Origin of the sequence: Nisaea sp. (genome assembly GCF_017640745.1) — a bacterium.
In the GTDB taxonomy this organism is placed as follows: domain Bacteria; phylum Pseudomonadota; class Alphaproteobacteria; order Thalassobaculales; family Thalassobaculaceae; genus Nisaea.
The window spans coordinates 44,382-59,033 of record NZ_JAEPQA010000018.1 but is presented as its reverse complement, the minus strand read 5'-3'; the positions used below and the strand labels follow the sequence as shown (position 1 = coordinate 59,033).

Genomic DNA, 14,652 nt, shown 5'->3' with positions numbered 1-14,652 from the left:
GAGAAAACCGATGAGCGTGGACTACAAGACGACCGTCTTTCTGCCGAAGACCGACTTCCCGATGCGCGGCAACCTGCCGACCCGCGAGCCCGAAATTCTGGCGCATTGGGAGAAGATCGGCCTGCAGAAGAAGCTGCGCGAGAGCCGCTCCGGCGCCGAGAAGTTCATCCTCCATGACGGCCCGCCCTACGCCAACGGCCACCTGCATATGGGTCACGCGCTCAACAAGGTGTTGAAGGACGTGATCAACCGCTCGCAGCAGATGCTCGGCAAGGACGCGAACTACGTCCCCGGCTGGGACTGCCACGGCCTGCCGATCGAGTGGAAGATCGAGGAACAGTATCGCGAGAAGGGTCTCGACAAGGACAATGTCCCGGTCGTCGAGTTCCGCCGCGAATGCCGCGAGTTCGCCCAGAAATGGGTCGATGTGCAGACCGAGGAGTTCAAGCGCCTCGGGGTCGGCGGCAACTGGGAAGACCCCTATCTCACCATGACCTTCCCGGCCGAGGCGCAGATCGCCCGCGAGATCGGCAAGTTCGTGATGAATGGCGGCCTCTACAAGGGGGCCAAGCCGGTCATGTGGTCGGTGGTCGAGAAGACCGCGCTGGCCGATGCCGAGGTCGAGTATCACGACCACAAGTCGACCACGATCCATGTCCGCTTCAAGGTGGTGAAGCCGAAGCATCCGGCCCTCGAAGGCGCATCCGTGGTGATCTGGACGACCACCCCCTGGACCATGGCGGGCAACCGCGCGGTCGCGGGCGGCGAGGAGTTCGTCTATGTCGTCGTTGAGGTGAAGGCGGTCGCCGAAGGCAGCCTCGCCGAGGTCGGCGAGAAGCTGGTCGTCGCCGCCGATCTGCTCGATTCCGTCAAGCAGGCGGGCAAGATCGAGGAGGTCGCGGAACTGGCGCGCGTCACCGGCGCCGAGATCGCCGGCTCGATCCTCGCCCATCCGCTGCGCGGCCAGGGCTACGATTACGACGTTCCGCTGCTGCTCGGCGATTTCGTCACCACCGACGCAGGTACCGGCTTCGTCCATATCGCGCCGGGCCATGGCGCGGACGACTTCGTGCTCGGCCAGGCGAACGGCCTCGAGATCCCGCAGACCGTGGGCGACGACGGTTATTTCTACGATCACGTCCCGCTCTTCGCCGGCATGCATGTGCTGGAAGACAATCTGAAGATCTCCGCCATCATCCGCGATGCGGGCGGTCTTCTGGCGCGCGGCAGCATCACCCACTCCTATCCGCATTCCTGGCGCTCCAAGGCGCCGCTGATCTTCCGCAACACGCCGCAATGGTTCATCTCCATGGAGACGAACGATCTCCGGCTGAACGCGCTGAAGGCGATCGACGAGACCCGCTTCGTGCCGCAGGCCGGCCAGACGCGGCTCCGCGCCATGATCGAGCAGCGGCCGGACTGGTGCATCAGCCGCCAGCGTGCCTGGGGCGTGCCGATCCCGGTCTTCGTCGAGAAGAAGACCGGCGAGATGCTGCGCGACCAGGAGGTCATCGACCGGATCGGCGCCATCTTCGAGGAGGAAGGCTCGGACGCCTGGTTCACCAGCGACCCGTCCCGCTTCCTCGGCAACAAGTACAACGCCGACGACTACGAGCAGAACAAGGACATCGTCGAGGTCTGGTTCGAGAGCGGCTCGACCCATTCCTTCGTGCTCGAAGCCCGTCCCGAACTGAAATGGCCGGCCGACCTCTATCTTGAGGGCTCGGACCAGCATCGCGGCTGGTTCCATTCCTCGCTGCTGGAGAGCTGCGGCACCCGCGGACGCGCGCCCTATGATGCGGTGCTGACCCACGGCTTCGTGCTCGACGAGAACGGCCGCAAGATGTCGAAGTCGCTCGGCAACGTCACTGCGCCGCAGGACGTCATCGACCAGAGCGGCGCCGACATCCTGCGCCTCTGGGTGGTGAACTCGGACTATTCCGAGGATCTGCGCATCGGCAAGGAGATCCTGAAGCACCAGGCCGACCAGTATCGCCGTCTGCGCAACACGCTGCGCTATCTGCTCGGCAATCTCGACGGCTTCACCGAGGCGGAGCGGCTGTCCGTCGCCGAGATGCCGGAACTGGAGCGTTGGGTGCTGCACCGGCTCTGGGAACTGGACGCGATGATCCGCGACCGGGTGGACGCGTTCGATTTCCACACGCTCTTCACCCAGCTGCACAATTTCTGCGCGGTCGATCTCTCGGCCTTCTATTTCGATATCCGCAAGGACAGCTTCTATTGCGACCGGCCGGACTCCATCCGCCGCCGTGCTGCGCGCACCGTGCTTGACGAGATCTTCAGCCGGCTCACCGCCTGGCTCGCCCCGGTGCTCTGCTTCACCGCGGAAGAGGCCTGGATGACCCGCGGCACCGGCCCGGAAGAGTCGGTGCATCTCCGCACCTTCCCGGAGACCCCGGCCGAATGGCGGAACGAGGCGGTCGCCGCGCGCTGGGCCGAGATCCGCAATGTCCGGCGGGTCGTCACCGGCGCGCTCGAAATCGAGCGCAACCAGAAGCGCATCGGTTCCTCCCTGCAGGCGGCTCCGAAGGTCTATGTCGGCGAGGCGGCCCTCAAAGCGTTCGAGGGTCTCGACGCGGCCGAACTCTTCATCACCTCTGATGCCGAGCTGATCGTCGGAGAGGCGCCGGCCGAAGCCTTCCGTCTCGAGGATGTCGCGGGCGTCGGCGTGGTTCCGGCGCTGGCCGACGGCGGCAAGTGCGAGCGCTGCTGGAAGGTTCTGCCGGAAGTGACGGAGCCGCCGGTCTGCGGTCGTTGTGCCGACGCTGTCGGTTCCCTCGAAACCGCCGCCGAATAGACCGGTGACGGACGCCGCGAAACGCAGTCTGAAGCTTGGCGGGCTGCTGGCCCTGCTGGTCGTGCTGGCCGATCAGGCGACCAAGCAATGGGCGCTTGCGACCATTTTCCAGGACGGGCGCGTGGTCGAGGTGACCCCGTTCTTCAATCTGGTCGCTGTCTGGAACCGGGGCGTCAGCTTCGGCCTGATGGCGAGCGACCATCCGATGACGCCCTATTATCTCTCGGCTTTCGCCGTGGCGGTGGTGATCGGTCTCGGGATCTGGCTCTCGAAGGCGACCAGCCCGCTGCTGCGGATCTCGCTCGGGCTGATCATCGGCGGCGCGATCGGCAACGTGATCGACCGGATCCGCTTCCACGCCGTGGTGGATTTCATCGACTGGCACTTTGCCGGCTATCACTGGCCCGCTTTCAATATTGCCGATAGTGCGATATCCATCGGCGTGGTGTTTTTGCTGTTTGACAGCTTTCTGGGTGACTCGCGAGGGGCGGATGCCCATATCTCGAAGGGGAGCGGCGAGTGACGCGGAAAGCGAGAGACCGGAGTGAAATTGGCATGTTGAGGCTCGGCAGGGTTCTGGGACTCACCCTTTGCGTCGGCGCGCTCGGCCTGCAGGCCTGCAGCGACATCCAGTCCGCGATCGGCAACAAGAAACAGTCTCCCGACGAGTTCGCGGTGGTGGCGCGTCCGCCGCTCAGCCTGCCGCCGAACTTCGCCCTCCGGCCGCCGACCCCAGGCGAGCCGCGCCCGCAGGAGCGCGACGTCACCAAAGCCGCCGAACGGCTGGTCCTCGGCTCCGGAAACCAGAGCACGGTTTCCGGCACTGCCGGCAATGTCCCGTCGTTCGCTCCGAGCACGCCGGTCTCGCGCGAGACTCCGGGCGAGTCGAAGATGCGCCAGCTGCTGAGGACGGCCGATGCCGAGCCCGGCATCCGGAACACGGTCAATCAGGAGACCAAGAGCTTCGTCTACGAAGAGGAATACCTGATCGACAATCTGCTGTTCTGGCGCGAAAAGGCGCCGCGCGGCGTCGTCGTCGATGCCGAGGCGGAAAAGAAGCGCCTGCAGGAAAACGCGGCGCTCGGCAACGCGCCGACCACGGGCGAGACGCCGGTCATCGAGCGCAAGCGCAAGGGCCTGTTCGACTAGGTTCTACGCTTAGAGCGGGACGCACCGCCGGGAGCGGCCGCCGAGGCCGTCCTCGACCTCCAGTACTGCGACCGGCATGTCGTACATCCCGGAGAGGCGCTCCGCGGTCATCGTTTCCTCTGCCGGTCCGGCCGCAATCACCGTGCCCGATTTGATCAGCACCACCTGATCGGCGTATGCGAGCGCGTGATCCGGATTGTGCGATGAAATGACCACCGTTCGTCCGTCCGAGGCGAGCGCCCGCGCCCGCTTCAGGATCCGGTGCTGGTTTCCGTAGTCGAGATTGGCCGTCGGCTCGTCCATGATCAGGACAGGCGCGGCCTGGACGAGGGCACGGGCGATCAGCGCGAGCTGGCGCTGCCCGCCGCTGATTGCGGAAAAGGAGCGGTCAGCGAGCTCGTCGAGCCCGAGTTGCCCGAGCGCGGCCCCGGCAAGCTCACGGTCTTTTCTTCCGGGCGCCTCGAAGGTCCCGAGGAAAGGTGCCCGCCCCATCAGGACGACATCCAGAACCGAGAACGGAAAGTAGCCTTCCGCGACCTGGGGCACGTAGGCGAGGCGGCGGGCGATCTCCTGCCGAGAGAGGGAGGAGAGCGGCATGCCGTCCAGTGTGACGGCACCGGCCTGCGCCGGAAGCAGTCCGAGGAGGGTGCGGAACAGGGTCGTCTTGCCGCAGCCGTTCGGGCCGAGCAGCATCGTCACCTGGTGCGCCCCGATATCGAGATCGAGCGCGTGGCCGACCCTGTGGCCCGGATAGCCGAAACCAAGCCCGCGGGCACTGAGCGTCAACGCCATGACCGCCGCGCCCGGGCGAGGATCCAGAGGAAAAGCGGCGCCCCGATGAAGGCGTTGAGTATCCCGATCGGGATCTCGATCCCGGCGCTGCTCCGGGCGATCGTATCGACCAGCAGCAGGTAACCGGCGCCGATCAGGACGGTGGCCGGCAGCAGCCTGCTGAATTCCGGACCGACCAGGAACCGCGCGACATGTGGGATGATCAGACCAACCCAGCCGACGGTGCCCGAGATCGCCACCACCGACGAGGTCATCAGCGTCGCCGCGACGACGAGGACGACGCGCAGGCGGCCGGTCTCGACCCCGAGCGCGCGCGCCTCCTCCTCGTCGAGCGCCATCAGATTGATCCGCCAGCGCAGCAGGAAGAGCGGAACGATCCCGGCCAGTACCGGCGGCCAGGCGGCCATCAGGTCGTCGAAGGTGATGCCGGCAAGGCTGCCCATGAGCCAGAAGGTGATCGCCGGCAGCTGGTCATAGGGGTCGGCAAGATAGGTCAGCACCGATATCCCCGCGCCCATCACCGCCCCGATGACCACGCCCGACAGCACCAGTACGAGGATCGGATCGTGCACGCCCCGCACCAGCTTCGACATGAAATAGACGACGATCACTGCCAGCAGTCCGAAGACGAAAGCGAAAGCTTGGATCATCGGCACCGGGAGCGAGAGGAAGATAGCGGTGACCGCGCCGAGACCCGCGCCGGCCGAAACGCCGAGAATGTCCGGCGCGACCAGCGGATTGCGGAACACGGTCTGGTAGGTGGCGCCCGAGGCGGCCAGGGCGAGGCCGACGAGGAGCGCGGCAGCAAGCCTCGGAAGCCGGATGTTCAGCACCACGGTTTCCGCCGCGCTTCCGGTCTCCGCGCCGCTCAAAAGGGATCCGAGAGCGGTCAGCACTTCGGCGATGCTCAGCGGATACTGGCCGACGGTCGCCGCGATGCAGAACAGCAGGAAGATGGCCCCAAGCCCGCCAGCGGCCCATGCGCCCGTGCGCATCGCCGAAACGCCGCCCGAAAGCGTCATTTCGAGCGCCCGGTCCCGGGTCGGGTGCCGGGCCCCAATACCTTCGAGAGCTGCGCGTGGGTAAGCTCCAGATGGTAGAAGGTTCTGTAGAAGGCCCGGGTTTCCGCTTCCAGTTCACCCGCGAACCGGTCCGGATAGAGCACGGCCAGCAGCCAGCGCAGCCCGATCAGGCGGTTGGCGGACGGTGGCCGGTCGAACCAGCCGAAGGGCAGGGTGGGGGAGAGATAGACCCGGCCTGCCTTCACCGCGCCGAGCGTCGCCCAGACTGAGTCGGACCAGACCCGTTCGTAAAAATTCGGATCGGTGGTCAGGATGACGTCCGGGTTCCAGGAGAGCACCTGCTCCATCGAAACGGACGCGAGATTGCCGGATCCGCCGACATTCTCGGCCACATTTACCGCGCCGGCATATTTGAGAAGTTCCGAATTGATCGATCCGCCGACACCGGTCTGCAATCCGTCCGCGCCGCGGCCGTAATAGACCCGGGGCGCCGAGGAGCCGATCGAGAGGGACTGCCTGACGGCGGCGAGGTCGGCGAGGATGCGTTCGGTCTCCTGTGCCTTTGCCTCCCCTTCCGCGGGCCGTCCGATCAGGTTGCCGGTTGCCCGGAAGGCCTGCGGAATCTGGTCGAAGCTGCCGTCGATCAGGGCATAGGGGATTCCGGTCTGTGTCTGCACCCGGTCGGCGAGGGAGACATAGGTCGGCCTGAGCGAGCCGTAATCGAGGATGAGATCCGGCTTCGAGGCGAGCACCGTTTCAAGGTTGGCGCTGCCGCCGCGCCCCGTCAGCCGGCCGATTTCCGGCAGGTCTGCATAAGCTTGCGGCATCAGATCGCGTTCGTCGGGACGGGGCGAGCGGGTCCATCCGGCCATCAGGTCGGGGGCGAGCATGTAGAGGAAGATCCCCGCCGGCGGTCCCGCTGGAAAGACCTTGGTGACCCGCTCCGGAACGGGAACCGCGCGCCCGGCGGAGTCCTTGAAGGCCACGGCTGCGGCATCCGCCGCCGCGCCCAGCAGCATGCCGAATGCCAGACAGAAACGGATGAGGTTTCTGAGCGTCACTTTCGCAGGATGCATCCTGTCCTCGCCTGTCGCCATTGTTCCCGCCGGGACTTTGTACCATCTTGCAGTCAGGCGGCATGAACGACAATTGGCACCCGCCGCAACCGGGAGATTCTTTCATGAAAATCAGCGCACGCAATGCTCTCACCGGCAAGGTGGTCGAGTTTCAGGAAGGCGTGGTCACCGCCGTGATCACGATCGATATCGGGAACGGCAATCACGTCATTTCCTCGATCACAATGGATTCGGCGAAGCGGCTCGGGATCGAAGTGGGCAAGAACGTCACCGCGATCATAAAGGCCTCCGACGTGATGCTGGCGGTCGATTGAGTCCAGCCGCCCGGGAGACGGAGCACAGGGCCATTTCGCTCTTCGCCGCGGGCAGTCTCGAAGCTGCGCTCGGCGCCGTCGTCGCGGATTTCACCTCCAAGACAGGATTTCCGGTCCGGACGCGTTTCGGCCCGTCTGGATTGTTGCGGCAGCGCATAGAGGAGGGCGCAGAGGCAGACCTGTTCGCCTCGGCGGACATGGCGCATCCCGAAGCGCTTCGGCGGGCCGGGCTGGCCGGCGAGGTTGCCCTCTTCTCCCGCAACCGGCTCTGCGCGCTCGTCCGCCCCGGGATCGAGGTCTCGCCGGAGACGCTGCTCGACGCCCTGCTGGATGAGGACGTCCGTGTGGCAACCTCGACACCTGTCACCGATCCGGCGGGCGATTATGCCTGGACGCTGTTCGGGAAGGCCGAGCGTCTGCGCCTTGGCGCGTTCACCCTACTTGAGGCGAAAGCCCGGAAACTGACGGGCGGCGGGGATGCGCTGCCGGTTCCGGCGGGACGCAACCCCTACGGCTGGATCCTCGAACAGGGGCACGCCGATCTCTTTCTGACATACCGGACGAATGCGGCGCTCGCGCGCAATCAGGTCGGCGGCCTGAAGATCGTCGACCTGCCGGAATCGCTTGCCGTCGGATCCGAAAACGGACTGGCGCTGCTGCGGAACGCGCCACCAGAGGCCGCCGCGCTGCGGGACTTCATCCTTGCGGAGTCCGGAAGGAGGCTGCTGGCGCAGTTCGGCTTCGATCTGCCCTGAGCGACGGCCTTGTTCCTGCCGCAAACCTGTCCATATCTCGAAGGGTCGAAAGCCATTTTGCCGGCGACGTAACCCAGGAGACTGACCCCGTGAGACTTCCGGCCATCGGACGAGGCGCGCTTTTCCTCGCCCTGTTCTGCATCCTGGTCCCCGGCGGATCCGCCGGGGCCAAGGTCTACGAGCCAGAGAGCTTCACCCTGTCCAACGGCATGCAGGTCGTCGCCATCACCGACCAGCGCGTTCCGGTCGTCACCCACATGGTCTGGTACAAGGTCGGCGGCGCGGACGAGGCGCCGGGCGAGACCGGGCTCGCGCATTTTCTGGAGCATCTGCTGTTCAAGGGCACCGAGAAGGTGCCGTCCGGCGAGTTCTCCCGCATCGTTTCGCGCAACGGCGGGCAGGGCAACGCCTTCACCGGATACGATTACACCGCCTATTTCCAGACCATCGCCTCCGACAAGCTGCCGCTGGTGATGGAGATGGAAGCCGACCGGATGACGAACCTGATGCTGGATGAGGACGAGGTCGCGGCGGAACGCCAGGTGGTGCTGGAGGAGCGGCGCTCGCGGGTCGACAACAGCCCGGCCGCGCTCCTGAGTGAACGGACGAACGCGGCGCTCTACCTGAATTACCCCTATCGCCGTCCGCTGATCGGCTGGGCCCATGAGATCGAGGCGCTGACGCGGGAGAACGCGCTCGCCTTCTACCGCAAATGGTACGCGCCGAATAACGCCATTCTGGTGGTCGCGGGCGACATCACGATGGAGCGGCTGAAGCCGCTGGCGGAGAAATATTACGGCGTCATCCCGGCCCGTCCGGTTCCGGAGCGGATGCGGCCCGAGGAACCCGAGCAGATCGCCGCCCGCCGGGTCGAGCTGGCTCATCCGCTCGCTGCGCAGGAGAGCTGGACGCGGCGCTGGCTGGCGCCGAGCCGCTTCTGGGGCGAGAGCCGTCATGTGCTGCCGCTCGCGGTGCTGGCGGAGGTGATTGGCGGCGGGTCGACCAGCCGGCTTTACAAGAAGCTGGTGATCGAAGAGAAGGTCGCGCTCTCCGTCGGCGCCTTCAGCGGCGGCGGCGATATAGGCCCCTCGACTTTCGGGTTCTACGGCGTGCCCGCCGAAGGCCATTCCGTCGAGGCGCTTGAAAAGGCGGTCGAGGCGGAGTTGCAGGCGATCCTGCGTGACGGTGTCGACCCGGCCGAGGTCGCGCGCGCCGTGAAGAGCATGAAGGCGAGCGCCGTCTATGCCCGCGACAGCGTGACGGCCCCGGCCCATGCGGTCGGCCAGGCGCTGGCGGTCGGGCGGACGATCGAGCAGATCGAGAGCTGGCCGGAGGAGGTCGGTGCGGTCACCGCCGAGCAGGTGATGGAGGCGGCGCGCGCCGTGCTGACCAAACCGGGCCATGTCACCAGCGTCTTGCGTCCGAAACCGGCGAGCTGAGGAAAATTAGATGACGACGATGCTTTTCCGTTGTGCCGTTTTCGCGCTCGGCACCCTTCTCGTCCTCGGCCGCGCGGGCGGCGCCGAGGCGATCGAGATCAAGCGCGTGGTCAGCCCGGGCGGGATCGAGGCCTGGCTGGTCGAGGACCACAAGAATCCGATCATCACGCTCTCCGCCTCCTTCAAGGGCGGTGCGGCGGCGGATCCGGACGGCAAGGAAGGCCTCGCGGACATGGTCGCGGCTTTGCTCGACGAAGGCGCCGGACCCTATGACAGCGAGGCTTTCCGCCGGCAGCTCGAGGACCGTGTGATCGGTCTCGGCTTCAGTGCCGGGCGGGACGGCTTCAGCGCCCGCCTGCAGACCCTGACGGAGCATTCCGACACGGCGTTCGAGCTGATGCGCCTCGCCATGAGCGAGCCGCGTTTCGATCCGGAGCCGGTCGAGCGCATCCGGGCGCAGATCGTCTCTTCCCTGAAACGCAGCGCGACACGTCCGCAGACCATTGCCAGCGAGACCTGGTGGCGTGCGGCCTTCCCGGATCATCCCTATGGCCGGCCCGACAGTGGTACGGTCGACAGCGTCGGCCGCATAACCGTCGAGGACATGAAGGGTTTCGCGGGCAAGGTCCTGACGCGCGATCAGATGGAAATCGGCGTGGTCGGCGACATCGATCCGCAGCGCCTCGGCCTGCTGCTCGACCGGACCTTCGGCGCGCTTCCGGATACCCCCGCGCAGACGCCGCTGGAGGCAGCGCAGCTCAGCGCGGTCGGAGAGACCTTCGTGGTGGAGCAGGCGGTGCCGCAATCCGTCGTTGTCTTCGGCCACCGCGGTATCCCGCGCGACGACCCGGACCGCTTTGCCGCAGCCATTCTGATGGAGATCATGGCCGGTGGTTTCGGCTCGCGTCTGACCGAGGAGATCCGGGAGAAGCGCGGCCTGACCTACGGGATCTATGCCTACAGCCTGCCGCTCGACGGCGCGCAGATGGTCATGGGCGGGGTCTCGACCCGCAACGACAAGGTCGCCGAGACCGTCCGGCTGGTGCGCGAGATCTGGGCGGAGATGGCGGAGAACGGACCGACCGAGCAGGAGGTACGGGACGCCAAGACCTATATCAACGGCTCCTTCCCGATGCAGCTCACCAGCTCGGCGCCGATCGCCGGCATGCTGGTCTCCCTGCAGCGCGATAAGCGTCCGCTCGATTATCTGGAGAAGCGTCCGGAACTGATCGATTCGGTCACGATGACGGACCTGAAACGGGTTGCGAAGCGACTGTTCCACGCGGACGAGCTGACCTTCGTCGTGGTGGGGCAGCCGAAGGATCTGAAGGCAACGGCCCCGGTGCCACAGCCGCGGTCCTGAGGACGCCGAAAAACCGAGCGGAGGCGGAAGAGCGCCGTTCCGAAGGTGGTTCGCCCGAACCGCATCTGCTAGATTCGGTAACCATGAAAGCGCTTCATTTGACGGCCGGATCGCTCCGGCATGATTTTTCTGCGACATTCGAACGCAAACTCGGTCCGGGCGGTCTGTCCGGTGCCGCCTTTGCCGCGCTCGCGGAACCGGCCGCGGCGTCGCTCGAGGGGCTGCGCCGCAAGCGCGAGACCGGCGAGCTTCCGCTGCTCTCCCTGCCGGAGCGCCTGGACGATCTCGAACTCGCCGAAACGCTTGCCGACGACATCCGCCGCCGCGCGGCCGATGTGCTGATCCTCGGGATCGGCGGTTCCAGCCTTGGCGGCGCGACGATCTGCCGGCTGTCGGAGAAGGGAGCTGCCTTCTCGCCGACCGCGCCGCGTCTTCATTTCCTCGACAATATCGATCCCGCCACGTTCACGGCGATCTATCAGCGTGTGGATTTCGCGAAGACCATGGTGATCGCGATCTCGAAATCGGGCGGCACGGCGGAAACGCTCTGCCAGACCCTGCTGCTGCACGACGCCTATATCGAGGCCGGGCTCGATCCGTCACAGCATTTCATCGCCATCACCGAGCCGGGCGCGCGCCCCTTGCGGCAGTTCGCGGAGAAAGTCGGCTGCCCCTGCCTCGACCACGATCCCGATATCGGCGGGCGCTATTCCGGGCTCACCCTCAACGGTCTGCTGCCGGCCATGATCGTCGGGCTCGACGCGCGCGCGATCCGGCGCGGCGCGGCTGCCGTAACCGCCGCCGCGCTGGAGGCGAACCGGCCGGAGGAGAGCGCGCCCGCGGTCGGTGCCATGGTCAATGTCGGCCTGCTGCGTGAGCGCGGCGTGACGCAAAGCGTGCTGATGCCCTACAGCGACCGGCTCGACCGGATCGGCGACTGGTACACCCAGCTCTGGGCCGAAAGCCTCGGCAAGGGGGGCAACGGCACGACGCCGATCGGCGCGCTCGGCGCGGTCGACCAGCACAGCGCCCTGCAGCTCTTCCTCGACGGGCCGCGCGACAAGCTGGTCACCATCGTGCAGAGCGACGTCGCGAAGACTGGCGGGCGGGTGAATGGCAGCGCGACCGAGCTGATGGGCGAGGGGCTCGCCTATCTCGAGGGCCGCACCATGGGAGACCTGCTAGATGCCGAGCAGCGGGCGACGGCGGAGACCCTGATCGCCAACGGACGGCCGACCCGGATCATCCGCACCGCGAAGGTGGACGAGGAAAGCGTGGGCGCCCTGATGATGCATTTCTTCCTCGAGACCATGATCGCCGCCGACCTCTTCGGCGTCGACGCATTCGATCAGCCTGCCGTCGAGCAGGGCAAGGTGCTGGCGCGGCGCTATCTCGCGGAGATGGGCGGGTGAGCGCGGCTGCGCAGCGCATCGACGAACGCATCGGGCGGATCCGCCGCCTCCCCGACGGGCTGGTCAACCGCATCGCCGCCGGCGAGGTCGTCGAACGGCCGGCGAGCGCGGTGAAGGAGCTGGTCGAGAACGCGCTCGACGCCGAGGCGACACGGATCGATATCGTGATGCGCGACGGCGGGCGAACCGCGATCAGCATCACTGACAACGGTATCGGCATGACCCGTGAAGAGCTGGAAGTCGCGGTCGAGCGGCACGCCACCTCCAAGCTCAAGGGCGAGGACCTGACCAACATCATGAGCCTCGGCTTCCGCGGCGAGGCTCTGCCGTCGATCGGCGCGGTGAGCCGGATGACGATCACCACCCGCTCGGCTTCGGCCGGGCCGGAGGACAGCGCCTGGAGCCTCACTGTCGAGGGCGGGCGGGTTGGCCCAGCGGAGCCGGCGGCACTGGGTCAGGGAACGAGGATCGAGGTCCGCGACCTGTTCTATGCCACCCCGGCGCGGCTCAAGTTCCTCAAGGCGGCGCGTACGGAATACGCTCACGCAGTCGACGTCATCGAGCGGCTCGCCATGGCGCATCCGCATGTCGCCTTCTCGCTTGGCGACGGCAGCCGGACGAGCCTGCGCCTCAACGAGGCGGCCGGCGATCTCTTCGAGGCGCGCCTCTCTCGCCTCGGCGCCGTGATGGGACGCGATTTCGAGGACAACGCGCTGCCGATCGAGGCAGAGCGCGAGGGTATCCGGCTCTCGGGCTATGCAGGCCTGCCGACCATCAACAAGCGGACCACCAGCCACCAGTTTCTCTTCGTGAACGGCCGGCCGGTCAGGGACAAGCTGCTCTACGGCGCGGTGCGCGGCGCCTACATGGATTTCATCTCGCACGACCGGCATCCGATGCTGGCGCTCTTCCTCGACGTGCCGCCGGAGGCGGTCGACGTGAACGTGCATCCGGCCAAGACGGAGGTCCGTTTCCGCGAGCCAGGGCTGGTGCGCGGGCTCATCGTAGGAGCGCTGAAACACGCCCTGACCGCCGCCGGCCACCGGGCCTCGACCACGGTCTCGAACGCAGCGCTCGGCGCGCTCGGCCGCTCGGCGGAACCCGCTGGCGCACCGCGTTATCAGTGGCAGCCGCCGAGCTATGCGCAGACCCATGTGCCGTGCGGCATGGCGGAAGCGGCGATGGCCTATCAGGCCCCGATCGGCCAGGCACCCTTTGCCGGCATGATGGAGGGCGTTGCGCCGCAGGCCCGCGCCGAGGCGCCTGCGCCGGAAACCGCCGCCCTGCAGAACCACCCGCTCGGCGCCGCCCGGGCGCAGCTGCACGAGAACTACATCGTCGCCCAGACCGGCGAGGGTGTGGTCATCGTCGACCAGCACGCGGCGCATGAGCGGCTGGTCTATGAGCGGATGAAGAAGGCGCTCGAGGCGGACGGCATCAAGCGGCAGATGCTGCTGATCCCGGAAGTGGTCGACCTGGACGAAAGCTCGGTCGACCGGCTCGGCGCGCGGGCGGAGGAGTTCGCCGAGCTCGGCCTCGTCCTGGAGCCGTTCGGCGCCGGCGCCGTCGTGGTGCGCGAGGTCCCGGCCCTGATGGGCGAGGCGGATGTGCAGGGGCTGGTGCGTGATCTGGCCGAGGAGCTGACGGAGTTCGGCGAGGCGATGGCGCTGAAGGACCGGCTCGCGCATATCTGCGGCACGATCGCCTGCCACGGCTCGGTCCGCTCCGGGCGGCGGCTGACGGTCGAGGAGATGAACGCGCTCCTGCGCGAGATGGAGGCGACGCCCCATTCCGGCCAGTGCAACCACGGCCGCCCGACCTACGTTTCGCTCTCCCTCAACGACATCGAGAAGCTGTTCGGACGGCGCTGAGGATGGAGGTCCGGATCAGAGCCTTCCGCGACGAGGATCTCCCCACACTCTATGAAATTTCACTCCGCACCGGCGACGGCGGCGGGGATGCGACGCGTCTCTACCGGCATCGCGAAATCATCGGCCATGTCTATGTTGGACCCTATGCGACGCTGCTGCCGGACCTCTGCCTTGTCGCCGAGGACGCAGAGGGCGTCGCGGGCTATCTGGTCGGCGTTCCGAACACGCGGGATTTCGAAGCCCGGCAGCAGGCCGAGTGGTGGCCGTCTCTTCGCCGTTGCTATCCGGATCCGGGACCGTTGCCGGACCCGGCTTGGGACGCGGATGCCAAGCGGGCGCACCGCATCCATCATCCGGAAGGCGTAATCCCGGACGCGGTGGTGGCGGAGCATCCGGGCCACCTGCACATGAACCTCTTGCCGCGCCTGCAGCGCCGGGGGATCGGCTCGCGTTTGCTGGAGACCGGGTACCCGCTTGTGCGAAGAGCGGGCGCGGGGCACGTCCATGTCGGCGTCAATCCCGGCAATACCGGTGGTCTCACGTTCTGGCAGCGCGCCGGGTTCGCGCCGATCGATCTACCGGCGGACAAAGACACCGGCAAGGCCATCTGGCTCGGGCGGGCGCTTCCCTGAGCCTGCGGT

The 14,652-nt window shown here is 66.8% G+C and carries 13 protein-coding genes; 10 read left to right on the top strand and 3 right to left on the bottom strand.

Annotated features, from left to right (window positions below; genetic code table 11):
• Window positions 1-10 precede the first annotated feature (10 nt).
• From ileS to JJ959_RS13635, 3 genes are read left to right on the top strand one after another with little or no spacing between them, the layout of a single operon-like run.
• Window positions 11-2,818, top strand: a complete 2,808-nt coding sequence (gene ileS, locus JJ959_RS13645; protein WP_292884447.1) for an isoleucine--tRNA ligase — start codon at window positions 11-13, stop codon at window positions 2,816-2,818.
• A gap of 4 nt (window positions 2,819-2,822) precedes the next feature.
• Window positions 2,823-3,341 (top strand): signal peptidase II, encoded by a 519-nt coding sequence (gene lspA, locus JJ959_RS13640; RefSeq protein WP_292884445.1) that lies wholly within the window; start codon window positions 2,823-2,825, stop codon window positions 3,339-3,341.
• Between the two features lie 32 nt (window positions 3,342-3,373).
• Window positions 3,374-3,967 (top strand): DUF3035 domain-containing protein, encoded by a 594-nt coding sequence (locus JJ959_RS13635; protein WP_292884443.1) that lies wholly within the window; start codon window positions 3,374-3,376, stop codon window positions 3,965-3,967.
• 9 nt (window positions 3,968-3,976) lie between these two features.
• Here JJ959_RS13635 and JJ959_RS13630 read toward each other — a convergent pair whose 3' ends face one another.
• From JJ959_RS13630 to JJ959_RS13620, 3 genes are read right to left on the bottom strand one after another with little or no spacing between them, the layout of a single operon-like run.
• Window positions 3,977-4,759, bottom strand: a complete 783-nt coding sequence (locus JJ959_RS13630) for an ABC transporter ATP-binding protein (RefSeq protein ID WP_292884441.1) — start codon at window positions 4,757-4,759, stop codon at window positions 3,977-3,979.
• Window positions 4,750-5,781, bottom strand: a complete 1,032-nt coding sequence (locus JJ959_RS13625; RefSeq protein WP_292884439.1) for an iron ABC transporter permease — start codon at window positions 5,779-5,781, stop codon at window positions 4,750-4,752. Before JJ959_RS13625 ends, JJ959_RS13630 begins: the two co-directional genes overlap by 10 nt.
• Window positions 5,778-6,857, bottom strand: coding sequence for an iron ABC transporter substrate-binding protein (locus JJ959_RS13620; RefSeq protein ID WP_292884437.1), 1,080 nt, complete (start codon window positions 6,855-6,857; stop codon window positions 5,778-5,780). The genes JJ959_RS13625 and JJ959_RS13620 overlap by 4 nt, the downstream gene beginning before the upstream one ends.
• A 104-nt stretch (window positions 6,858-6,961) precedes the next feature.
• On the opposite strand from JJ959_RS13620, the gene JJ959_RS13615 reads away from it, so the two are divergent.
• From JJ959_RS13615 to JJ959_RS13585, 7 genes are all read left to right on the top strand, one after another.
• Window positions 6,962-7,171: a TOBE domain-containing protein gene (locus JJ959_RS13615; RefSeq protein ID WP_292884435.1), complete on the top strand. Its 210-nt coding sequence runs from the start codon at window positions 6,962-6,964 to the stop codon at window positions 7,169-7,171.
• Window positions 7,168-7,926 carry a molybdate ABC transporter substrate-binding protein gene (locus JJ959_RS13610; RefSeq protein WP_292884433.1) on the top strand — a complete coding sequence of 253 codons (759 nt, stop codon included), beginning with the start codon at window positions 7,168-7,170 and terminating at the stop codon, window positions 7,924-7,926. Before JJ959_RS13615 ends, JJ959_RS13610 begins: the two co-directional genes overlap by 4 nt.
• A gap of 89 nt (window positions 7,927-8,015) precedes the next feature.
• Window positions 8,016-9,365, top strand: a complete 1,350-nt coding sequence (locus JJ959_RS13605; RefSeq protein ID WP_292884432.1) for a pitrilysin family protein — start codon at window positions 8,016-8,018, stop codon at window positions 9,363-9,365.
• A 10-nt stretch (window positions 9,366-9,375) separates the two neighbouring features.
• A complete protein-coding gene (locus tag JJ959_RS13600) occupies window positions 9,376-10,728 on the top strand; it encodes a pitrilysin family protein (RefSeq protein WP_292884430.1) in 1,353 nt (450 codons plus the stop codon).
• Between the two features lie 83 nt (window positions 10,729-10,811).
• Entirely contained in the window at window positions 10,812-12,140 is a 1,329-nt protein-coding gene (locus JJ959_RS13595; protein WP_292884428.1) for a glucose-6-phosphate isomerase, read from the top strand.
• Window positions 12,141-12,169: 29 nt separating this feature from the next.
• Complete coding sequence (gene mutL, locus JJ959_RS13590) at window positions 12,170-14,011, top strand: DNA mismatch repair endonuclease MutL (protein ID WP_292884552.1); 1,842 nt, start codon at window positions 12,170-12,172, stop codon at window positions 14,009-14,011.
• 2 nt (window positions 14,012-14,013) lie between these two features.
• On the top strand, window positions 14,014-14,643 hold the full coding sequence (locus JJ959_RS13585) for a GNAT family N-acetyltransferase (protein WP_292884426.1): 630 nt from the start codon (window positions 14,014-14,016) through the stop codon (window positions 14,641-14,643).
• Window positions 14,644-14,652 lie beyond the last annotated feature (9 nt).